22 protein-coding genes and 1 pseudogene are annotated in these 20,887 nt (G+C 68.9%); 9 read left to right on the forward strand and 14 right to left on the reverse strand.

Translation table 11 applies throughout. The features are described from left to right. Positions 1-43: 43 nt before the first annotated feature. On the reverse strand, positions 44-856 hold the full coding sequence (locus tag EL493_RS31980) for a hypothetical protein (protein WP_019049353.1): 813 nt from the start codon (positions 854-856) through the stop codon (positions 44-46). Positions 857-1,043: 187 nt separating this feature from the next. Here EL493_RS31980 and EL493_RS31985 point away from each other — a divergent pair, with 187 nt between their 5' ends. Further along, positions 1,044-1,472: a PPOX class F420-dependent oxidoreductase gene (locus EL493_RS31985; RefSeq protein ID WP_019049354.1), complete on the forward strand. Its 429-nt coding sequence runs from the start codon at positions 1,044-1,046 to the stop codon at positions 1,470-1,472. 223 nt (positions 1,473-1,695) lie between these two features. Here EL493_RS31985 and EL493_RS31990 read toward each other — a convergent pair whose 3' ends face one another. From EL493_RS31990 to EL493_RS32020, 7 genes are all read right to left on the reverse strand, one after another. Beyond that, positions 1,696-2,511 carry an alpha/beta fold hydrolase gene (locus EL493_RS31990; protein WP_022566208.1) on the reverse strand — a complete coding sequence of 272 codons (816 nt, stop codon included), beginning with the start codon at positions 2,509-2,511 and terminating at the stop codon, positions 1,696-1,698. Positions 2,512-2,668: 157 nt separating this feature from the next. Continuing rightward, positions 2,669-3,859, reverse strand: a complete 1,191-nt coding sequence (gene tuf, locus EL493_RS31995; protein WP_019049356.1) for an elongation factor Tu — start codon at positions 3,857-3,859, stop codon at positions 2,669-2,671. 114 nt (positions 3,860-3,973) lie between these two features. Continuing rightward, positions 3,974-6,076 (reverse strand): elongation factor G, encoded by a 2,103-nt coding sequence (gene fusA / locus EL493_RS32000; RefSeq protein WP_019049357.1) that lies wholly within the window; start codon positions 6,074-6,076, stop codon positions 3,974-3,976. Between the two features lie 150 nt (positions 6,077-6,226). After that, positions 6,227-6,697: a 30S ribosomal protein S7 gene (gene rpsG / locus EL493_RS32005; RefSeq protein ID WP_019049358.1), complete on the reverse strand. Its 471-nt coding sequence runs from the start codon at positions 6,695-6,697 to the stop codon at positions 6,227-6,229. A 1-nt stretch (position 6,698) separates the two neighbouring features. Further along, a complete protein-coding gene (rpsL, locus tag EL493_RS32010; RefSeq protein WP_019049359.1) occupies positions 6,699-7,073 on the reverse strand; it encodes a 30S ribosomal protein S12 in 375 nt (124 codons plus the stop codon). A gap of 284 nt (positions 7,074-7,357) precedes the next feature. Then, positions 7,358-7,900: a DUF3558 domain-containing protein gene (locus EL493_RS32015; protein ID WP_022566207.1), complete on the reverse strand. Its 543-nt coding sequence runs from the start codon at positions 7,898-7,900 to the stop codon at positions 7,358-7,360. Between the two features lie 17 nt (positions 7,901-7,917). Further along, positions 7,918-8,442: a DUF3558 domain-containing protein gene (locus EL493_RS32020; protein ID WP_019049361.1), complete on the reverse strand. Its 525-nt coding sequence runs from the start codon at positions 8,440-8,442 to the stop codon at positions 7,918-7,920. Positions 8,443-8,743: 301 nt separating this feature from the next. Between EL493_RS32020 and EL493_RS32025 the strand changes: the two genes are divergently transcribed. Then, the gene (locus EL493_RS32025) at positions 8,744-8,977 is read left to right on the forward strand and encodes a hypothetical protein (protein WP_019049362.1); all 234 of its coding nucleotides are present in this window, start codon (positions 8,744-8,746) and stop codon (positions 8,975-8,977) included. 37 nt (positions 8,978-9,014) lie between these two features. On the opposite strand, the gene hppD is transcribed toward EL493_RS32025, so the two are convergent. Next, positions 9,015-10,160 (reverse strand): 4-hydroxyphenylpyruvate dioxygenase, encoded by a 1,146-nt coding sequence (hppD, locus tag EL493_RS32030; protein WP_019049363.1) that lies wholly within the window; start codon positions 10,158-10,160, stop codon positions 9,015-9,017. A 140-nt stretch (positions 10,161-10,300) separates the two neighbouring features. On the opposite strand from hppD, the gene EL493_RS32035 reads away from it, so the two are divergent. After that, complete coding sequence (locus tag EL493_RS32035; protein WP_019049364.1) at positions 10,301-10,816, forward strand: Lrp/AsnC family transcriptional regulator; 516 nt, start codon at positions 10,301-10,303, stop codon at positions 10,814-10,816. 5 nt (positions 10,817-10,821) lie between these two features. Here the strand turns inward: EL493_RS32035 and EL493_RS32040 are convergent, their stop codons facing one another. The 3 genes from EL493_RS32040 to EL493_RS32050 all read right to left on the reverse strand — a co-directional run bounded on the left by EL493_RS32040 (position 10,822) and on the right by EL493_RS32050 (position 14,682). Then, positions 10,822-11,934: a winged helix DNA-binding domain-containing protein gene (locus EL493_RS32040; RefSeq protein WP_019049365.1), complete on the reverse strand. Its 1,113-nt coding sequence runs from the start codon at positions 11,932-11,934 to the stop codon at positions 10,822-10,824. 62 nt (positions 11,935-11,996) lie between these two features. Next, positions 11,997-12,971: an NADPH:quinone oxidoreductase family protein gene (locus EL493_RS32045; RefSeq protein ID WP_019049366.1), complete on the reverse strand. Its 975-nt coding sequence runs from the start codon at positions 12,969-12,971 to the stop codon at positions 11,997-11,999. Between the two features lie 55 nt (positions 12,972-13,026). Then, entirely contained in the window at positions 13,027-14,682 is a 1,656-nt protein-coding gene (locus EL493_RS32050; protein ID WP_022566206.1) for a serine/threonine-protein kinase, read from the reverse strand. Between the two features lie 189 nt (positions 14,683-14,871). On the opposite strand from EL493_RS32050, the gene EL493_RS32055 reads away from it, so the two are divergent. Continuing rightward, positions 14,872-15,645: an acyl-[acyl-carrier-protein] thioesterase gene (locus EL493_RS32055; protein WP_022566205.1), complete on the forward strand. Its 774-nt coding sequence runs from the start codon at positions 14,872-14,874 to the stop codon at positions 15,643-15,645. A gap of 33 nt (positions 15,646-15,678) precedes the next feature. On the opposite strand, the gene EL493_RS32060 is transcribed toward EL493_RS32055, so the two are convergent. Continuing rightward, the gene (locus EL493_RS32060) at positions 15,679-17,346 is read right to left on the reverse strand and encodes an FAD-dependent oxidoreductase (protein WP_019049369.1); all 1,668 of its coding nucleotides are present in this window, start codon (positions 17,344-17,346) and stop codon (positions 15,679-15,681) included. Positions 17,347-17,503: 157 nt separating this feature from the next. On the opposite strand from EL493_RS32060, the gene EL493_RS32065 reads away from it, so the two are divergent. Next, positions 17,504-17,995, forward strand: coding sequence for a SixA phosphatase family protein (locus EL493_RS32065; protein WP_019049370.1), 492 nt, complete (start codon positions 17,504-17,506; stop codon positions 17,993-17,995). A 13-nt stretch (positions 17,996-18,008) separates the two neighbouring features. Here the strand turns inward: EL493_RS32065 and EL493_RS32070 are convergent, their stop codons facing one another. Continuing rightward, the gene (locus EL493_RS32070; protein WP_019049371.1) at positions 18,009-18,212 is read right to left on the reverse strand and encodes a hypothetical protein; all 204 of its coding nucleotides are present in this window, start codon (positions 18,210-18,212) and stop codon (positions 18,009-18,011) included. A gap of 48 nt (positions 18,213-18,260) precedes the next feature. Between EL493_RS32070 and EL493_RS32075 the strand changes: the two genes are divergently transcribed. The 4 genes and pseudogenes from EL493_RS32075 to EL493_RS33460 all read left to right on the forward strand — a co-directional run. Continuing rightward, entirely contained in the window at positions 18,261-18,629 is a 369-nt protein-coding gene (locus tag EL493_RS32075; RefSeq protein WP_030201183.1) for a VOC family protein, read from the forward strand. Positions 18,630-18,714: 85 nt separating this feature from the next. Next, positions 18,715-19,182 (forward strand): MerR family transcriptional regulator, encoded by a 468-nt coding sequence (locus EL493_RS32080; protein ID WP_019049373.1) that lies wholly within the window; start codon positions 18,715-18,717, stop codon positions 19,180-19,182. Further along, on the forward strand, positions 19,179-20,195 hold the full coding sequence (locus EL493_RS32085) for an aldo/keto reductase (RefSeq protein WP_019049374.1): 1,017 nt from the start codon (positions 19,179-19,181) through the stop codon (positions 20,193-20,195). Before EL493_RS32080 ends, EL493_RS32085 begins: the two co-directional genes overlap by 4 nt. Positions 20,196-20,242: 47 nt before the next feature. Further along, positions 20,243-20,713, forward strand: a pseudogene (locus EL493_RS33460) (carboxymuconolactone decarboxylase family protein); the annotation flags it as partial. Between the last annotated feature and the right edge of the window lie 174 nt (positions 20,714-20,887).

The following is a 20,887-nucleotide window of genomic DNA, read 5'->3' on the forward strand; positions in this document are numbered from 1 at the left end:
ACGCGCTCGCCCGCCGCGCTGTCGACGGGTTTTCCGCGCGACCTCAGAAACCGGCGCGTTCCACGTACTTCAGCGCCGACTCCTTGTCCTTGAAGCCCGACATGACCGAGTACAGCTTGGTGGTGGTGTCGAACGTCTCGACGGTGGCGCCGCCGCCCGGGATCGAGGTGTCGACCCGGATCTTCTTCTCGCCCTTGTCGATCAGCCAGTCCGGGTGCTGGGAGTTCCAGATCCGCAGCAGGCGATCGGGATCGGTGTCGATCCAGGAGATCGGGTAGCGGTCGATGTCGATCGTCTTGAGCAGGCCCACGGTCAGCGCGTCCTTGGCGGGCACGGTGCCGACCACCCGCACCTTGTAGGTGTCGGAGCCGACCGGCTCCTTCTCGGTGATCTTGTTCGCGGCGACGACCTTGCGCAGCGGCGCGGGCATGGCGTCGAGCACCGCCTGCGCGTTCGCCGAAACCGTCTGCGCGGCGGCCTTGCTCGGGGACGTCGTGGTCTTGCCGGTGCTGGTGGCCGGCGCGGCGGCGGCCGGGGACGGCGCGGCCTGGGCGGTCGAGGTCACGGCGGCCACCGTGCCCTTGTCGTCGTCCCCGCCGGCGACCGCGATGAGGCCGATCACGACGGCGCCCACCAGGACGACCGCGGCGCCGGCCAGGACCAGCGGGTTCTTCCAGAACGGATCGGGGCGCGGCGGTTGCGGTTGCCCCCAGCCCTGCTGGTAGGCCTGCTCCGGCGACGGGAACGGCTGGGCGGCATAGCGTGGGTCCGGCTGACCGCCGTACTGCGGTGGCGCGCCGTAGGACTGTCCCTGATTCGGCGCCCAGCCAGGGCCCTGCTGCGGTGGATACGTCATGATTCCCCTCCCGAGACGAACAGGGCTCTCTCCCGCCCCCGCAGCGAGAGTACTGGGCCGGGCCACCGGATTCGAACCGAGCCGCCGGGCATAAATACCCCGGCCACGCCGTTCGTCACAGCGAGGGGACATCGCGGGTTCGCCGCTGCCCCCGATCAGCGATCCGCCCACGCAGAGGAGTCCCCCGATGACAGCGGAATTCGACCCGCACGATCTGCTCGCGGCCGCCAGGCTCGGCGTGCTCGCCACCATCAAGGCCGATGGCCGTCCCCAGCTGTCCCCGGTCACCCCCTATTACGACCGCGCGGCGGGCCGCATCTACGTCTCCATGACCGAGGGCCGCGCCAAGACCGTCAACCTGCGCCGCGACCCGCGCGCCGCCCTCGAGGTCACCGCTCCCGACGGCTGGTCCTGGGCCACCGCCGAGGGCACCGTCACCCTCACCGGCCCCGGCACCGACCCGAACGGCCCCGAGGTCGAAGCCCTCGTGGACTACTACCGCGCCGCCGCGGGCGAACACCCCGACTGGACCGAATACCGCGACGTCATGGTCGCCGACCGCCGCGTCCTCATGACCCTGGCCGTCGACCACGTCTACGGCGCCAAGATCCGCTGACGCGGTAACCCGCTCGGCGCCAACGAGTCTCAGAGCTTTGCCAGGCGGGCTCGGTACCGTGGGCCGCACGTGCCCGCCCTTCACAGACAGGAGAAGCCGTTGCGGCGGCCCGGTCACGCTGCGTATCGCGGGTGTCGACCACGCGGGCCACGCGGTCACCCACCGCGACGGTGGCCGGGTCACCGTGCGGGTCCGGCTCCTGGCTCCGGCCTGAGCTCGCGCGTCAGTCTTCCGGGGCGTCGAGGAACGCGGTGACCTCGGGCGCGAACCGTGGGTGCTTGATCGCCCCGAGGTGGGTGGTGTCCGGGTAGAGCACCAGGCGGGCGCCGGGGATGCCCTCGGCGGTGTGCCGGAAGGTGTCGACGGAGTAGAACTCGTCGCGGTCACCGCCGATCACCAGGGTCGGTGCGGTGATGGCGGCGAGTTCGCCGTCGACGTCGAAGGCGTCCTCGGCGCGCACGAACGCGAGGGTGTCGGCGGGATTCTTCGGTCGCACCAGCGGGTCGGCGAGCCAGGCGAAAGCGCTCACCAGCCGGCGCTTGACCGGCGACTCGATCCCCTGGGTGGCCAGGTGGTGCAGCGATCGCCTGCCCGCGGCGGCGGCCGTCGCGTACTGCATCTGCGATGCCCGCGCCTCGTCCTCGAGCCGATACCCCGACGACGCGATCACCAGCCGCCGCACCGCCGACGGATGATCCGCGGCGAGCTGCAAGGCCAGCGACCCACCCGAGGAGATACCCAGCACGTCCACCGGCCCGCCGAACTCGGCCGCCAGTCCCTCCGCGTGCTCCCGCGCGATATCGGCCATGGTCGTCCCCACCGCCATCCCCGGCGCCCGGTTCACCGCGTACACCCGGAAGTGCCGCGCCAACGGCGCCAGCGTCTTCACCTCCGACTTCCGGATCCACCCCGTCGGATTCGCGTGATCGGGCATGAACCATCGCAGGAACACCAGCGGCCGCCCCGCCCCGAACGCCAGATACGGCATCCCGTGCTCGAGCACACCCTCAGTGACCTCGAACCCCTGCACTTCAGCCACGCGCCACCCTCCGATCCGGACCAGCAATTGCCCTGGACGCTACCGACCCCGGCGGCGCGACACGATGACCCCCGAGGTCACGGCCGCGCCGGAAAACGCCGAACGGCGCCGCTCCCCGGGGGGAGCGACGCCGTTGCGGTGTCAGTGATTCAGGAAATCACTTGATGATCTTGGTGACGCGACCGGCACCGACGGTGCGGCCACCCTCACGGATCGCGAAACGCAGGCCCTCGTCCATGGCGACCGGCTGGATCAGCTTGACGGACATCTCGGTGTTGTCACCGGGCATGACCATCTCGGTGCCCTCGGGCAGGGTCACAACGCCCGTCACGTCAGTCGTACGGAAGTAGAACTGCGGACGGTAGTTGTTGAAGAACGGGGTGTGGCGGCCGCCCTCGTCCTTCGACAGGATGTACGCCTGGCCCTCGAACTCGGTGTGCGGGGTGGTGGTGCCCGGCTTCACGACAACCTGGCCGCGCTCCACGTCCTCGCGCTTGATGCCACGAACCAGCAGACCGACGTTGTCGCCCGCCTGGCCCTGGTCGAGCAGCTTGCGGAACATCTCGATACCGGTGACCGTGGTCTTGGTCTTCTCCGGACGGATGCCGACGATCTCGACTTCCTCGTTCACGTTCACGATGCCGCGCTCGACGCGACCGGTGACGACGGTGCCACGACCGGTGATCGTGAAGACGTCCTCGACCGGCATCAGGAAGGGGAGCTCGGTCTCACGGACCGGGTCCGGGATCGACTCGTCGACGGCAGCCATCAGCTCGAGGACCGAGTCGGCCCACTTCTGATCGCCCTCGAGGGCCTTCAGACCGGAGACACGCACGACCGGCGCGTCCTCGTCGAACTCCTGCGAGGCCAGCAGCTCGCGGACCTCCATCTCGACGAGCTCGAGGATCTCCTCGTCGTCGACCATGTCCGACTTGTTCAGCGCGACCAGGATGTAGGGCACGCCGACCTGGCGGGCGAGCAGCACGTGCTCGCGGGTCTGCGGCATCGGGCCGTCGGTGGCGGCGACCACGAGGATGGCGCCGTCCATCTGGGCCGCACCGGTGATCATGTTCTTGATGTAGTCGGCGTGACCCGGGGCGTCGACGTGCGCGTAGTGGCGCTTCTCCGTCTGGTACTCGACGTGGGAGATGTTGATCGTGATACCACGAGCCTTCTCCTCCGGCGCCTTGTCGATCTGATCGAACGCGAACGCGGCGTTCAGATCCGGGTACTTGTCAGCCAGCACCTTGGTGATCGCGGCAGTCAGCGTGGTCTTGCCGTGGTCGACGTGACCAATGGTGCCGATGTTGACGTGGGGCTTCGTCCGCTCGAACTTCGCCTTCGCCACTGTTGTCCTCCTGGACTAGTTAGTGCGTGCTTTTTTGCAGCAGTGCGGTTATTAAAGGGGGTCGTGCTGACGCCCGGTTGCCGGGGCCAAGCGTACTTGGCCCCGGCAAGCGAATTACTCGCCGGTCGCCTTGGCGATGATCTCCTTGGACACGTTGGCCGGAACCTCCGCGTACTGGGCGAACACCATGGAGTAGTTCGCGCGACCCTGGGTCTTCGACCGCAGGTCACCGATGTAGCCGAACATCTCCGAGAGCGGAACCAGCGCCTTGACGACACGGGCACCACTGCGTTCCTCCATGGCCTGGATCTGGCCACGGCGGGAGTTGAGGTCGCCGATCACGTCGCCCATGTAATCCTCGGGCGTGATGACCTCGACCGCCATGAGCGGCTCGAGGATCACCGGACCGGCCTTACGGGCCGCTTCCTTGAGGGCCTGCGAGCCCGCGATCTTGAACGCCATTTCCGACGAGTCGACGTCGTGGTAGGCGCCGTCGAGCAGGGTGACCTTCAGGTTCACCAGCGGGTAGCCGGCGAGCACGCCGTACTGCATGGCGTCCTGGGCACCCGCGTCGACCGACGGGATGTACTCACGGGGCACGCGACCACCGGAGACCTTGTTCTCGAACTCGTAGTGCGCGCCGTCCTCGCCGACGAAGGGCTCGACCGCGATGATGACCTTCGCGAACTGGCCGGAGCCACCCGTCTGCTTCTTGTGCGTGAACTCGAGCTTCTCGACGGCCTTGGTGATCGTCTCACGGTAGGCCACCTGCGGCTTACCGACGTTCGCCTCGACCTTGAACTCGCGCTTCATGCGGTCGACGAGGATGTCGAGGTGGAGCTCGCCCATGCCGCCGATGACGGTCTGGCCGGTCTCGGCATCCAGCTTGACCGAGAACGTCGGGTCTTCGCGCGCCAGCTTCTGGATCGCGGTGCCGAGCTTCTCCTGGTCGGACTTGGTCTTGGGCTCGATCGAGACCTCGATGACCGGGTCCGGGAACGTCATCGACTCGAGGACGACCTGATTCTGCGGGTCCGAGAGGGTGTCACCGGTGGTGGTGTCCTTCAGACCGATCACGGCGTAGATGTGACCGGCCGAGGCCGTGGTGACCGGGTTCTCCTTGTTGGAGTGCATCTGGAACAGCTTGCCCAGGCGCTCCTTCTTGCCCTTGGTCGAGTTGACGACCTGCGAGCCGGAGTCGACCTTGCCCGAGTACACGCGGACGTAGGTGAGCTCACCGAAGAACGGGTGCACCGCGATCTTGAACGCCAGCGCCGCGAACGGCTCGTCGACGTTCGGCTTGCGGGTGACGAGCTCCTCTTCCTTGCCGGGCACGTGGCCGGTGGTGGCCTCGACGTCCAGCGGGGAGGGCAGGTAGTCGATGACCGCGTCGAGCATGGGCTGCACGCCCTTGTTCTTGAACGCGGAACCGCACAGCACCGGGTACAGCTCGGAGTTGACCGTCATCTTGCGGATGGCGCCCTTGATCTCCTCGATCGAGAGCTCCTCACCGCCGAAGAACTTCTCCAGCAGCGCCTCGTCGGACTCCGCGACGGTCTCCAGCAGTTCCTGGCGGTACTGCTCGGCCTTGTCCTTCAGATCGGCCGGGATCTCGATGACCTCGTACTCTTCACCGAGCTTGGTCTCGCCCTTCCAGACCTTGGCGTTGTTCTCGACCAGGTCGACGATGCCCTCGAAGTCGTTCTCGGCACCGATCGGAAGCTGGATCACCAGCGGCTTGGCGCCGAGGCGGTCCTTGATGGTCTGCACGGTGAAGTAGAAGTCCGCACCGAGCTTGTCCATCTTGTTGACGAAGCAGATACGCGGCACGTCGTACTTGTCGGCCTGACGCCACACCTGCTCGGACTGCGGCTCGACACCCTCTTTGCCGTCGAACACGGCGACAGCACCATCGAGCACGCGCAGCGAACGCTCCACCTCGACGGTGAAGTCGACGTGCCCGGGGGTGTCGATGATGTTGATCTGGTTGTCTTTCCAGAAACAGGTGGTAGCGGCGGAGGTGATGGTGATACCACGCTCCTGCTCCTGCTCCATCCAGTCCATCGTGGCGGCGCCGTCGTGGACCTCACCGATCTTGTACGTGATACCGGTGTAGAAGAGGATGCGTTCGGTAGTGGTGGTCTTGCCCGCATCGATGTGGGCCATGATGCCGATGTTGCGGACCTTGTTCAGGTCGGTGAGCACGTCCTGTGCCACGGAAATCTTCCCCGCTCGTTAGCTAGTTGGGATTCTCGGGAACGACCCTGGTTCGGGTCGTCACAATGTCAACGCCGGGGGCGGCACCGAAGTGCCGCGTCCCGACTGAAAGCCTTCCGGCGCCGACACTAGCGACGGGCCGGGCGGCAATCACCAGCGGTAGTGCGCGAAGGCCCGGTTCGACTCGGCCATCTTGTGGGTGTCCTCGCGACGCTTCACCGAAGCGCCGAGGCCGTTGCTGGCGTCGAGGAGCTCGTTGGCGAGACGCTCGACCATGGTCTTCTCGCGACGGGCGCGGGAGTAGCTGACCAGCCAGCGCAGCGCGAGGGTGTTGGCGCGGCCCGGACGGACCTCGACCGGCACCTGGTAGGTGGCGCCACCGACACGACGGGGCTTCACCTCGAGGGCGGGCTTGACGTTGTCCAGCGCGCGCTTGAGGGTGACGACCGGATCGGTGCCGGTCTTCTCGCGCGCCTGCTCCAGGGCACCGTAGACGATGCGCTCGGCGGTGGACTTCTTACCGTCCAGCAGGATCTTGTTGACCAGCTGAGTGACCAGCGGCGACCCGTAGACCGGGTCGTTGATCAGCGGACGCTTGGGTGCGGGGCCCTTGCGTGGCATATCAGCTCTTCTCCTTCTTGGCGCCGTAGCGGCTGCGGGCCTGCTTGCGGTTCTTCACACCCTGGGTGTCGAGCGAGCCACGGATGATCTTGTAGCGGACACCGGGGAGGTCCTTCACACGACCGCCGCGCACGAGCACCATCGAGTGCTCCTGCAGGTTGTGGCCTTCACCGGGGATGTACGCCGTGACCTCGACTGCGCTGGTCAGGCGAACACGCGCGACCTTACGGAGCGCGGAGTTCGGCTTCTTGGGGGTGGTGGTGTACACGCGAGTGCACACGCCACGACGCTGCGGGCTCCCCTTCAGGGCCGCAGTCTTGGTCTTGGAGACCTTGTCGCGGCGACCCTTGCGGACCAGCTGGTTGATGGTTGGCATAGACCGGCTTTCCTTATTGGTAATTGCGGCTTGTTTTGCGGTGGGCAGAACATATGTCTTCAGTTCATCGAGCTTTCACTCGCACGTCCGACCGTGTTTCCGTTGACCCGCGGTCGGGCGTGTCGCGCGCAGCTCAGGGCCCTTTTTCTGGGCACGCTGGAACGTTCCGGCCGCTTTCGCTGGCCTACGTTCACGCACGAACTTGCCCGTAGCAATCCGGGCACAGGGATCCACGATACCCGCGTGCCCGAAACGGGGTCAAAGCGGGGGCCGGGCCAGGGGCTCTACCGGGCCCGATTCAGGGTCAGTTCGACGAGCTTGGCCGCCACCGGGCACGGGTCCGGGTGCGCCGAGCCCGCCCGGTAGTTGATCCACCACCCGACGATGCCCGCGTCGGCGGCCTTGGCGCTCACCCCGCACGAGTCGGGATCGCCCGGCCTGCGGATCTGGACGGCCGAGGCGCCCTGGATCGTGGTGATCGACGACTCGTAGCCGAGTTTCTGATAGGTCTGCCGTTCCACGTTGAGGGAGCCGTGCTCGAACCAGTTCAACGTCAGCTTCGCGTTACCGCCGGGAGCGCCTTGCACATCCCACATGCACACCGCGCCGACGAACGAGCCGCGGAAACTCGCGTCGCCCCCGACCGCCTCGGCCATCTGCCCCTCGGTCAGCACTTCGCATTCCCGGAGCAGCTTGTCGAAATCCATGTTCACCACGCCCTCGTTGCCGCCGCCCTCGCCGACCGCGGCCGGCGATCCCGGCACGGTGCGGCCACAGCCCGCGGCGGTGCTACCCACCGCGACCAGCGCGAGCACGATCGCCGCCACGCGCGTCCTCGCCCGCGTCACTGCATCCGCCCCAGGGTCAGTTCCGCGAGTTGCCTGGCCGCGTCACACGGGCCACGGCCCGGCGCGGTGTACCCGAAGGTGGACCACTCGAAGAAGTCGTCGCCGAGACCGATGGCGAAGTCGCAGGTGGTGGTGCCGTAGCTGGTGCCGTGAGATTGAAATCCGGTACGGCCCTGCAGCGTTACCGTCTCGGTGACGCGGTCCTTCGATTGCACCCACGCCCGCTCTCGATCGATCGGGCTGCCGCGATAGGAGGCGAAGGTCACCACCGCGGAGTCCAGGCCCGCCGACTGCCAGTTGCAACCGACCGAGTTCCGGAACACCGCCGAGACCTGCGACAGCCTGGCGATGGAGCGCACCTCGTCGTCGTTGACATGCCCGCACTCCCCGACGAACGGCCCCAGCGCGGCGACCTTCTGCGGCGTCCGCGCGGGCCCCGACGAGTCGTCGGAGTCGCCCGATCCGCAGCCGACGAGTGCCACGCACGCCAGCCCGATCGCCACCGCAGGTTTGAACCGCATAGCCGAAACTCTACCCAGTGCGCCGGAGTCGGGCCGTAACCGACAGTGCGGGGTCGCACCCGCCCCACCACCCCGCCGGGGCGACACCGTCAGCTCGTCGCGTACCTCCTTGCCGCGGTGCAGGTCCTGCGTTAGCCTGAACCGGCAGGGGGATTCGAAAGAGCTTTTCGGCGAACAACTTTCGCCAGAATTCCGCTGCTTGTTCCGGGGGGGACCATTCAGGTGGTTCTGTTTCGGATGCGCACCGCGTGGCCTGCGAGGATTCGTCGGCCGCGCACATCGAAACAAGGGGGAATTTCACATGAAGAAGAACATCGGGCGAATTGTCGTCGCCGCCACTCTCGCCGGTCTGGCCTTGACGTCGATCGGCATCAGCACCGCTTCCGCCGTCGGCGGCGTTCGCGGTATCTACGACACCCATGGCGAATGCCTGCGCGAGGGGCGGGCGAAGTACATGGACGGCCGCAACGACGCCTTCTTCTGCAAGCAGCTTCCGGACGGGCGTTTCGCGCTGCTCGCGCCGTCTTCGCCGTAGTTCCCGCCGAGTCGGCACAGCAGGGGCCCGCAGGCACTCACAGGTTGCCGCGGGCCTCCTGTTCGCGTTCGATGGCCTGGAAGAGGGCTTTGAAGTTGCCCTTTCCGAAGCCGAGTGAGCCGTGGCGCTCGATGAGCTCGAAGAAGACGGTGGGGCGGTCGGCGATCGGGCGGGTGAAGATCTGCAGCAGGTAGCCGTCCTCGTCGCGGTCGACCAGGATGCCGCGGCGCTGCAACTCCCCCACCGGAACTCGCACGTGGCCGATGCGGGCGCGCAGTTCCGGATCCTCGTAGTAGGTGTCGGGGGTCGGCAGGAATTCCACGCCCTCGGCGCGCAGGGCGTCGACGGTGGCGAGGATGTCGCCGGTGGCCAGCGCGATGTGCTGGACACCCGGTCCGCGATAGAACTCGAGGTACTCGTCGATCTGGGAACGCTTGCGGCCCACCGCCGGTTCGTTCAGCGGGAACTTGACCCGGTGGTTGCCGTTGGCCACCACCTTGCTCATCAGCGCCGAGTACTCGGTGGCGATGTCGTCGCCGACGAATTCGGCCATGTTCGTGAAACCCATGACGCCCCGGTAGAACTCGACCCAGCGGTCCATCATGCCGAGCTCGACATTGCCGACGACGTGGTCGATGGCCTGGAACAACCGGGCGTCGCGGCGCCGGTGCGTCGAGGTGCGGGTGACATAGCCGGGCAGATACGGCCCGTAATAGCCGGACCGGTCGACCAGGGTGTGCCTGGTCTCGCCGTAGGTGGCCAGGGCCGCCGAACGCACGGTGCCGAATTCGTCGCTCGCGTCGTGCGGCTCGACCAGGATCCGGGCGCCGTGCTCACGCGCCCAGGCGATGCAGCGGTCCACGTCGGGCACCTCGAGCGCGATGTCGACGATGCCGTCACCGTGCCGGTCGTGATGGGCCACCAGCGGGCTGTCCGGATCCACCGCGCCCTGCACCACGAACCGCGCGCCGCCGCTGCGCAGCACGAACGCCTTGTGGTCGCGGTTGCCGGTCTCCGGCCCCGAATAGGCCTCCAGCCGCATCCCGAACGCCGACTGCAGGAAGTGCGCGCTCTGGGTCGCGTTGCCCACCACCCAGACCAGCGCGTCCCACCCGATCACCGGAAACGGATCGACACTGTCGTCGTGCTCGATCAGCCCGACGAGCTGCTGCTCAATGGTCATGACCTAGGAAATCCCGCAGCGGCCCACCTGGGCAACTACATCACCGAACGGTGGACAGGCTGACACGAGAAGCTACCTGCACGGCCTCGATGGTGGACAATTTGAATAGCACCCGACCGCGAGCGCACGGAGGTCTCTCGATGCGGACGCCAGCGAAACTGGACGAACTCGATCTCGCGATCCTCGCCGCGATGCACCAGTTCCAGAAGGCCGGAATCCTGGAGCTGTCGCGGCGCACGAAGGTGGCGCGGGCGACGGTGCAGGCGCGGATCAACCGGATGGAGGAATCCGGGGTGATCGCCTCCTACGACCCCCAGATCGACGTCACCGCGGCCGGCTTCGACGTGCAGGCCTTCGTGACGCTGGAGATCGCGCAGGGCGCGCTGGACACGGTCAGCGCCGAGCTCGCGGCGATTCCCGGCGTGCTCGAGGCCTATGCCACCACCGGCTCCGGCGACGTGCTGTGCCGCATCGGCGCCGACTCACACGCCGGACTCCAGGCGGTCCTGCTCAGCATCGATCGGACCGGGTCGGTGGTGCGCTCGCACAGCGTGATCGTGCTGTCCACGGTGATCGCCCGGCGCACCATGCCGCTGCTGCACACCCTGACTCCCACCGGCACCGCTAAGGCCCCCGCCTACCGCGACCAGCGCTGAGGCGGTCACGGCCGCACGTCGGCGCCGGGGGCCAGGATCTCCACCGCGGGCGTGGACTCGGGTTCGAGGAAGGCGAGCAGGGCGGCGGCCTCCGATTCGACCTGGGCCGCTTCGGCTGTGGTCCAGGCGCGCAGCGGGCTGACGCGCAGGCGGGCGGTGCCGGATTTGACGAAGACCTTGTAGAGGCCGGCGAGATAGCCGTCGACGAGGACGGGCGAGACCGCGGACGCGAAGGTGCGCAGCGGGGGCGCGGAGGAATCGCCGATGACCCGGCTGCGGTCCTGATGCGAGAGCAGCAGGTTGTCGTACCAGCCGAGCAGCCGCACCGGCGCGGGCAGTTCCGGGTCGGCCAGCGGCAGGTCGGCGGCGTCGTAGAGGGTGCGGCCGCGCTCGTCGGTGTAGGTGCGGACGCGGTCGCCGAGGTCGGCCACGGCCTGCTTCATCGCGGGCAGTTTCGACCAGACCTGCATGTCCATGGTGCTCGCCGGCCCGAACGCGCGCAGGTAGCGCAGGATGAGTTCGGCCACCGGGTAGCCGGGGTCGAGCGGCAGGCCGAGCCACGGTTGCACCCGCGACCACACCGGCTTGCTGTTGTCGCGCCACCGGCCGCGCGGCGGCGTCTGCAGGACGGGCAGTTGATAGAGCCAGGTCTGCACGATGGCGCCGGGATCGCGGTCGGGATAGATCCGGGCCGCCGCGACGCGCAGGTCGGCAGCCGATACCGGCTCCTCGCCCAGGACCTCCTCGCCGTGCGCGCGCACCTCCTCGGGGTCGAGCCCGACCGTCGCGCCGTAGTTGAAGCCCTTGCGGAACGGCACCTTCTCCAGCTCCGGCTGGATGTGCGGGGCGATCCGGACCGCGTCGGGCGGGGTGACCAGGTGGATGGTGCCGCGCATCAGCGTGATGCGGACCAGCGAGCGATCCTCGAGGCCCGTCGACACCGTCGCCGGGTCGAAGCCGGCGATGCGGCTCCACAATCCGATGAACGGCGGCGGGACGTCCTGGGCCTGGAGGCCGACGAGGTGGTCGCACATCCGCGGAACCGTCAGCGCCGAACGCTCCAGCAGGTGCTGGCGGGCCAGCAGGGTGCGGTTGAGCACCCGATTCGACAGCTGCATGGCACTCCTTCGACGGCCGGTGTCGCGCCGACGATACCGGCGCGCACCGACACCGGCGCGGCTCAGCGCAGCTGGACGACGACCTTGCCGGTGGCGGTCCGGTTGTCCAGGGCGGCAACGGCTTCGGCGGTCCGCTCCAGCGGGTACAGCACCGGTTCGGGCGCGGGGATGGCGCCCGAGGCCAGCAGCGGCTCGACCTCGGCCCACTGCTCGGCCAGGTAGGTCGGGTGGCTCATCACCCATTCGCCCCACGCGGCACCGACGACCTCGACGTTCTTGAGCAGCAGCCGGTTCACCTTCACGGTGGGGATCTCGCCCGCGGTGAAGCCGACCACCAGCAGCCTGCCGCCGCCCGCCAGCGCGCGGACGCTGTCGGTGAAGCGGTCGCCGCCCACCGGGTCGAGCACGATGTCGACGCCGCGGCCCTCGGTGAGTTCCTTCACCGCGGCCAGCCAGCCCTCGGTCAGCACCACGTCGGTGGCGCCGTTGGCCTTGGCCACCTGGGCCTTCTCGTCGGTGCTCACCACCGCGATCACCCGGCCCGCGCCGAGCGCCTTGGCCATGCGCAGGGTGGAGGTGCCGATGCCGCCCGCCGCGCCGTGGACCAGCACGGTCTCGCCCGCGGCGATCCGGCCGCGCTTGGTCAGGCAGAAGTGCACGGTGAGGTCGTTGAACAGGATGCCGGCGCCCGCCTCGAGCGACACGTTGTCCGGCAGCTTGAACACCGCGTGCTCGGGCGAGACGGCCACCTCGGCCACGCCGTTGCCCAGCATGGTGAGCGCGGCGACGCGGTCACCGGGACGCAGCGCCGAGCCCTCCGGCGCCTCGCGTACCACACCGGCCACCTCGCCGCCGACGACGAAGGGCAGGCCCGGCTTCATCTGGTAGAGACCGCGCGTCATCAGCACGTCGGGGAAGGCGATGCCCGCCGCGTGCACGTCGATCAGGACCCCGCCGGGATAGGCGGCCGGTTCCGGCAGGTCGACGATCTCGATCGCCGACGGTCCGTCCAACGTGCCGACCTGGGCTGCGCGCATTTCGCCGTACCTCTCTGGAGTGACATCTACCCGAGAACATAACCCGGCGAACCGGTCAGCGATGGGCGAACTCGGTGACCTGCTCGCTGGCCAGCACCGACCCGCCCTTGCTGATGGTCAGGCCGGCCGGGGTGAGCTGGTATTGCGTGCCGTCGGTCGGATTGGTCGCGGTGAATCCGCCGCCGCCGGTGGGCACCGGGTCGTCGAGTTCGATCCCGAGGCCGTCGCTGGCGCGCGCGCCCTTGTAGTAGTAGCGGTTGTCGCCGGTGTGACAGATGACGACCCGCGAGCCGGTGGTGCGCGCGATGGTCATCGCGGCGTCGTTGTCGTTGCAGCGCGCGCCGCCGCTGAGGAAGCCCTGGCCGTCGGCGCCCGCGACGCTCGACTGCAGCGGCGGCACCGTGGTCTTCGACGGTGTCGGCACGGTGCGGGTGGTGGTCGGCACGGTCTGGCTGACCGTCTCGATCGCCGGTGGCGGCGGGACGAGGATCTCCCCGGTGGCCTTGGGCGGCTCGGCCGCCTGGTCGCCGCCGCGGTCCAGCATCACCCAGACCGCGCCGCCCACCGCGGCGAGCACGATCAGGGCGCCCAGCGCGCCGACCAGGATCGGGGTCGACGCACTGCGCCGCGGCGGCTGCTGCGGCAGCGGCAGCGGGGCCGACGGATGGGTGTACCCGCCGACGCGGGTCGGCTGCGGGCCGGTGGGCGTCCGGTAGCCCGGCGGCGGTGTCCACGGCGGTGGCGCGCTCGCCGGCACCACCACCTGCGGGCCGGAGACGGTGGGTGGCGGCGGTTGGCCGGGGTCCGGCGTCCGTGGCACCTGGCCGATGACGGTCGCCACCGACAGCTGCGGGCCGGGCGCGGTCCGCGGGGCGGCCCGCTCGGTCTGCACCAGCGCGGTCCTGGCGGCTCGGGCCAGGTCACCTGGGGTGGCGTAGCGCTGTCCTGGCCGCTTGGCCATGCCGCGGTCGACGACGGCGTCGAAGAATTCCAGCGCCGGGTCCACCGCGCTGGGTCGCGGCGGCGGCGCCATCTGATGCGAACCGATCGCGCCCGCCAGGCTGTTCACCGGGTACGGGACCCGGCCGACCAGGCATTCGTAGAGCACGCAGGTCAGCGCGTAGGTGTCGACCGCGGCGGTCAGCGGCGCGTCCTCGAAGCGTTCGGGAGCCATGTAGGCCATCGAGCCGACGGCGCTGCCGGTGCTGGTGAGATGCGGATCGGAGTCGGCGTGCGCGACGCCGAAGTCGACCAGGTAGGCGAACATGCTGCCGGTGATCAGGATGTTGGCCGGCTTGACGTCGCGGTGCACGAGCCCGATCTCGTGCGCCGCGTCGAGCGCGGCGGCGATCTGCTCCACCACCTGGACCGCCTCGCCGGGGGTCAGCCTGCCGTGCCGCTGCAGCCGCTCCTTGAGATCGGTGCCCTTGACCAGGCGCATGTCGATGTAGAGGACACCGTCGACCTCACCCCAGTCGTGCACCGGGATGACGTGCGGTTCCTGCACACTCGCCATCGCCTGCGACTCACGCCGGAAACGCTGCACGTAGACCGGGTCCCGGGCCAGCTCGCGATTGAGCACCTTCACCGCGACAGTCCGGTTCTTGGAGGTGTCGTAGGCCTCGTAGACCTCCCCCATGCCGCCGACTCCGAGAAGTCTGCGCAACTCATAGCGCCCGAACATCGAGCCCGCCATCGCTCCGCCGGCCATTCCAGCAGGCTACCGGGAGCGGATAGCTCTGTCATGTACGACAAGACCGCCGGTGCCCACTGTGTGAGACCCACCTGGTCCCACTTGTCCCGGCTCCGCGTGAGGGTGTGATCTGCGACCCGTAAAGTCGTCTGCAGAACTACGCAAGAAGTCGCGGTACACCTCTGGTTCGCCGCGCAAGGAGCACAAGTGTCACTCGATCAGCCACTGGCCCCGCTTCCCCAGGAGGGCATGGGTTTCGCCGCGGCGTGGCCCGTCCGGGCTGGCGACGTGGATCCGTATCAGCGGCTGCGCTTCGACGCCGTCGCGCGCTACCTGCAGGACATCTCCTGGGACGAGCTCCACCGGACCGAACTGCACCGCACCGACCCCACCTGGATCGTGCGCCGCACGGTCATCGACGTCATCCGGCCGGTCACCTGGCCCGACCAGGTGCATCTGACCCGCTGGTGCTCGAGCATGTCGACCCGCTGGACGAACATGCGCACCAGGATCACCAGCGACGGCGGCGGCCTGATCGAGACCGAGGGGTTCTGGATCAACCTCAGCGAATCCAGCAACCTGCCCGCCCGGATCAGCGACGAGGGCCTGGCCTACCTGGCCCGGTACACCGACGAGCACCGCTTACGCTGGCGGCCGTATCTCACCGATCCGGCCCCGCGCGAGTCCGACACCGATCTGCCGTTCCCGGTGCGCGCCACCGATATCGACCAGTTCAACCACGTCAACCACACCTGCTACTGGCAGGCGGTGGAGCAGTTCCTGGTCGACTACCCCAAGCTCGTCGCCGGGCCGCATCGCGCGGTGATCGAGTACGTGGCGCCGGTGCTGGCCCGTGAGCACATCACCGTGCGCGGCCGGTACGAACCGGGCGACCGGACCGGCCGGCCGGTACTGCGGCTGTGGTTCGTCGTCGGCGGGATCACCACCACCGTCGTCCGGATCATGCCGCTGCCGGAATAGCCCCGGCCCGCCGCGCGGACCGGGGCCTTCGGGCTAGCCCTTGGCCGCTTTGAGCAGGTCGGCGCGGGTGGTGAATTTGACCCGCGGCCTGCCCGCCGCCTTGCCCGCGGTCTTCTCGGCCTGGTCGATGGTCTTCCAGCCCTTGCGGTCGACGAGCTCCGGCTGCCGCTCGGCCAGCAGCGCCTGCAGCGCGGCCCTGCCCTTGCTCGGCGCGGTGAGCTTGCCCGCCATGAAGTCGGCGATCAGCGCCTCCACGGTCTCCTCGGCGTCGACCCGGTTGGAGCCGATCACGCCGCGCGGGCCGCGCTTGATCCAGCCCGAGACGTACACGCCGGGCACCGGCTCGGTCGCCTCGATGACCCGCCCGTGCTCGCTGGGCACGGTGCCGCGCCGCTCGTCGAACGGCAGGCCGGCGATCGGCACACCGCGGTAGCCGATGGAGCGCAGCACCAGGCCGGTGTCCAGCGACTCGGTGCGGTCGGTGGCGGTGGCCACCAGCTGCCCGTTCTCCTCGGTCAGCTCGTTGTGCGCGAACTCGATCGAGGTGGCCTTGCCGTCGCCGTGCACCGCGGTGGGGGTGGTGAGGTAGCGGAAGACGATCCGCTTGTGCGACGGGTCGTGCTGCCCGGTCGAGTACTCCTGCGCGAGGGTGTACTTCAGGCGCAGCGACGGCTCGATGTTCGGGTCGTCGAGCAGGGCCCGGCTGTGCGGGTCCAGTTCCAGGTCGGCCGGGTCGACGACCACGTCGACGCCCTTCAGATGCGTCAGCGACAGGAACTCCGGGGTGCTGTAGGCGGCCTGCAGCGGGCCGCGCCTGCCGAGGATCACCACCTCGCGGATGTTGCTGTTGCGCAGGGCTTCCAGCGCGTGGTCGGCGATGTCGGTCTTGGCCAGCTCGTCGGGGTCGACGGTGAGCACGCGCGCCACGTCGAGGGCGACGTTGCCGTTGCCGACGATCACGGCGCGCTCGCCGGACAGGTCGAACTCGCGGTCGGCGAAGTCGGGGTGGCCGTTGTACCAGGCCACGAACTCGGTGGCCGAGTGGCTGCCGGGCAGGTCCTCGCCGGGCACGCCGAGCTTGCGATCGCTGGAGGCGCCCACCGCGTAGATCACCGCGTGGTGGTGGTCGAGCAGCTCCTGGTGGTCGATGTGGGCGCCCACCTCGACGTTCAGGTAGTACTGCAGGGTGTCGCGGCGGAAGGCCGATTCGAACATGTTCGCGACGTTCTTGGTGCCCGCGTGGTCGGGGGCGACGCCGGCGCGCACCAGACCCCACGGGGTCGGCAGGCGGTCGAACATCTCGACCTCCACGTCGCTGCGGCGCAGCAGTTCGTCGGCGGCGTAGCAGGCCGCCGGGCCCGCCCCGACGATCGCGACGCGCAGGGTGCCCAGGTCCTTGGGCGGGCGCGGCGGCGTGGTCAGCGGGTCGAAGTTCGACTCGAGCGGGTGGCGCTGGAAGTAGGCGGCGTTGATCTCGCGGTACCTGGCCAGCGAGGCGAGCAGGTCGTCCTCGGAGAAGATGGCGTCCACCGGGCACGCGTCGACACAGGCTCCGCAGTCGATGCAGGTGTCGGGGTCGATGTACAGCATCTCCGCCGTGGCGAACTCCGGCTGATCCGGGGTCGGGCGGATGCAGTCGACCGGGCACTCGGTGACGCAGCTGGCGTCGTTGCAACAACGCTGCGTGATGACGTAGGCCATAGTGTGCAGATCCTCGAAATGTGTGGTCGGTGGCTCGAGACGTCGTCCGGAGCGGGCCCGCGGCGGGTGTGCCACGAACACATCTACGGTGACGCAGCTTTCAGTGTGCCTCGAGTGTGACCGCGACCTCACCTGCGGTCGGGATTACGGTGGTCCCATGGCGGCGACCCTGATCCTGATGCGGCACGGAAAATCGGCCTATCCCGACGGCGTCGGTGATCACGCGCGCCCGCTGGCGCCGCGCGGGCAGCGGGAGGCGGCGCTGGCCGGCGACTGGCTGCGCGCGACGATGCCGCCCATCGACGCGGTGCGCTGCTCGACCGCCACCCGGACCAGGCAGACCCTCGCGGCCACCGGCGTCGACGCGCCCGTGGAGTACACCGACGACATCTACGAGGCGAATCCGCACACCCTGATCGAGCTCATCCAGCTCACCGACGACAGCGTCGAGACGCTGCTGATCGTCGGGCATGTGCCGGGGATCCCGTGGACCGCTTGGGAATTGGCTGCCAACCGGGACTCCGATCAAGCCACCGAGCTGAGCCGCAAGTTCCCCACCTCGGCGCTGGCGGTGCTGGAGTTCGACCGGCGGTGGGCACAGCTGGACCCCGGTTCGGGCGAACTCACGTATTTCCACGTGCCGCGCTGACGCGCGACGGCGGCTACTTCAGCAGTTTGCCGCCGACGACGATGCCGACGCCGAGCAGGGCGAGCAGCACGAAGGCGACGAAGCCGTTCGTCAGCCACCACACCACGCCGAGCACCAGTACCACCGGCGCCACCGCGATCGCGGTGATCACGGGGCTCTCCTTGACCGTCTCCCAGGCCGATCGGGCCCTGATCCGGTCGATGTCCTTACCAGCCATGTGATCCACACTACGTTTCTGTCGGTCTCCGGTGCCATGCTGAACGGCATGGATTGGAAAATCGAACTCGTTGCCATCCCGGTCACCGATGTCGATCGGGCCAAGGACTTCTACACCAGTATCGGCTTCAACGCCGATCACGACCACACCCCGAGCCCGGACATCCGCTTCGTCCAGCTCACTCCGCCGGGGTCGGGTTGCTCGATCTGTATCGGCCGCGGGCTCACCGGCGCGGCGCCGGGCAGCGTCGAGGGCATGCAGATGGTGGTGCCGAGCGCTCAGCAGGCTTACGAACAGCTCGTCGCGGCCGGGGTCGAGGCCTCGCCGGTGCAGGACATGGGCTGGGGCCTGTTCACCTTCTTCGCCGATCCCGACGGCAACAAGTGGGCCGTGCAGGAGCTGCCGAAGTACAACTGAATTCGTTCGTCCCGCGAGAATAAGTCTTGCTTGGAGTGCACTCCAGCTGGCTAGCTTCGGTGGGGTTCCACGAGAAGGGACGAACATGATGGATCTGGACGCGGCCCTGCGCACCGACGGCGGGGACGACGAGCGCGAGCGCCCGAAATACTCGATCGGCCAGGTCGCCGACCGTTCGGGGCTCAGCCGCGACACGCTGCGCTGGTACGAGCGCATCGGGCTGATGGGCTACATCGGCCGCGACCACACCGGCAACCGCCGCTTCAGCGATCGCGACCTGGAGTGGCTGGCGCTGATCAGCCGGTTGCGCATGACCGGCATGCCGGTGGCCGACATGATCCGTTACGCCGAGCTGGTGCGGGCCGGGGAACAGACCTACCCGCAGCGCCTGGAGATGTTCCGGCAGACCAGATCCGACGTGCTCGCCAAGATCGCGGAACTACAGCAGACCGTGGCCGTGCTCGACTACAAGATCGGCATCTACGAGGGCCGATCCGGGGCCGAGCAGCCGGCCGCGCTCACCGCGTACACGAGCGAAGGAACCGAAACATGAGCACCACCGCGACACTGCCGACCACCACCCTCGGCACCGACGGCCCGCTGGTCGGCGCGCAGGGTCTGGGCTGCATGGGCATCAGCGAGTTCTACGGCGACTCCGACCTGGCCGAATCGCGGGCCACTCTCGACCACGCCCTCGAACTCGGCGTCACCCTGTTCGACACCGCCGACGTCTACGGCGCGGGGCACAACGAGGAGTTCCTGTCCGACTTCGTCCGCGCCAACCGCGCGAACCTGGTGATCGCGACCAAGTTCGGCATCGTCCGCAAGGCCGACGACCCGGCCTTCCGCGGCTTCGACAACTCCCCCGAGTACATCCGCTCGTCGGTCGAGGCCAGCCTGCGCAGGCTCGGCGTCGACACCATCGACCTGTACTACCTGCACCGGCGCGATCCGCGGGTGCCGATCGAGGACGCCGTCGGCACCCTGGCCGAACTGGTCGCCGCGGGCAAGGTGCGCGCGCTGGGCCTGTCCGAGGTCACCGGCGACGAACTGCGCGCCGCGCACGCGGTGCACCCGATCACGGCGCTGCAGTCGGAGTGGTCGCTGTTCTCCCGCGACGTGGAGCGCACCGCGGTACCCGCCGCCGCCGAGCTGGGGGTGGCGTTCGTGCCGTACTCGCCGCTGGGCCGCGGCTTCCTCACCGGGGCGTTCCGCGCCGCGAACGAGCTGGGCGCGCAGGACTTCCGGCAGCACCAGCCGCGCTTCACCGGCGACAACGCCCGGCACAACGCCGACCTGCTCGCCCCGCTGGCCGAGATCGCCGAGGCGCACGGGATCAGCCAGGCCCAGGTGGCACTGGCCTGGGTGCACGCCCGCGCCGACGTGCACGGCCTCGCGGTGGTGCCGATCCCCGGCACCCGCAAGCGCACCCGGCTGGCCGAGAACGTCGCGGCGGCCACGGTCCGGCTCACCGACGCCGAGCTCGCGACGCTGGAGCCGATCGCCGCGCGGGTGGCGGGCAATCGGTACGCGGACATGAGCTTCACCTCGGCGGGCCGCGAGTAATCCCCGGCGCGCCGCGGTCCGGGCGGACCGCGGCGCGCGGGGCTAGCATCGCGAGGGTGACCGAACGCAACGAACGCGTGTGGATCGACAAGCAGCACCCGGCGATCTTCAAGGCGCTCAGCGCCACCGCCGCCGAGATCAGGGCCGCCGCCGCGGCCGCGGGCATCGACCGCCGATTGATCGAACTGATCAATCTGCGCGTCTCCCAGATCAACGGCTGCCCCTACTGCCTGGACGTGCACGAGCACGCCGGACTCGGCGCGGGCCTGTCCGCGCAGGAGATCGCGGTGTTGCCCGCCTGGCGGCGCGGCGGCACGTACTCGGCCGCCGACCGGGCCGCGCTCGGGCTGGCCGAGGCGGTCACCACGCTGCCCGACGAGGAGCGCACCGACCGGGAATACGAGATCGCCCGCGAGCATTGGTCCGAGGAACAGATTTCGGTGATCATCTGGGTCGCCGTCGCGATCGGCGCGTTCAACCGCGTGTCGATCCTGAGCGCGCACCCGGTGCCGGTGCGGAAGGAGCGCAAGAAGATGACCGAGCAGCCCACCCCCGCAGCACAGCCCAGCACGGGCGAGCCCGAACGCCGGGTCGTGCGCAACGAGGAGAAGAACCGCTACGACGTGTTCTACGACGGCGAGCTGGCCGGCTTCACCGAGTACGTCGAGCGCGACAACGACACCGACTTCGTG

Origin of the sequence: Nocardia asteroides (genome assembly GCF_900637185.1) — a bacterium.
GTDB classification, from domain to species: Bacteria; Actinomycetota; Actinomycetes; order Mycobacteriales; family Mycobacteriaceae; genus Nocardia; species Nocardia asteroides.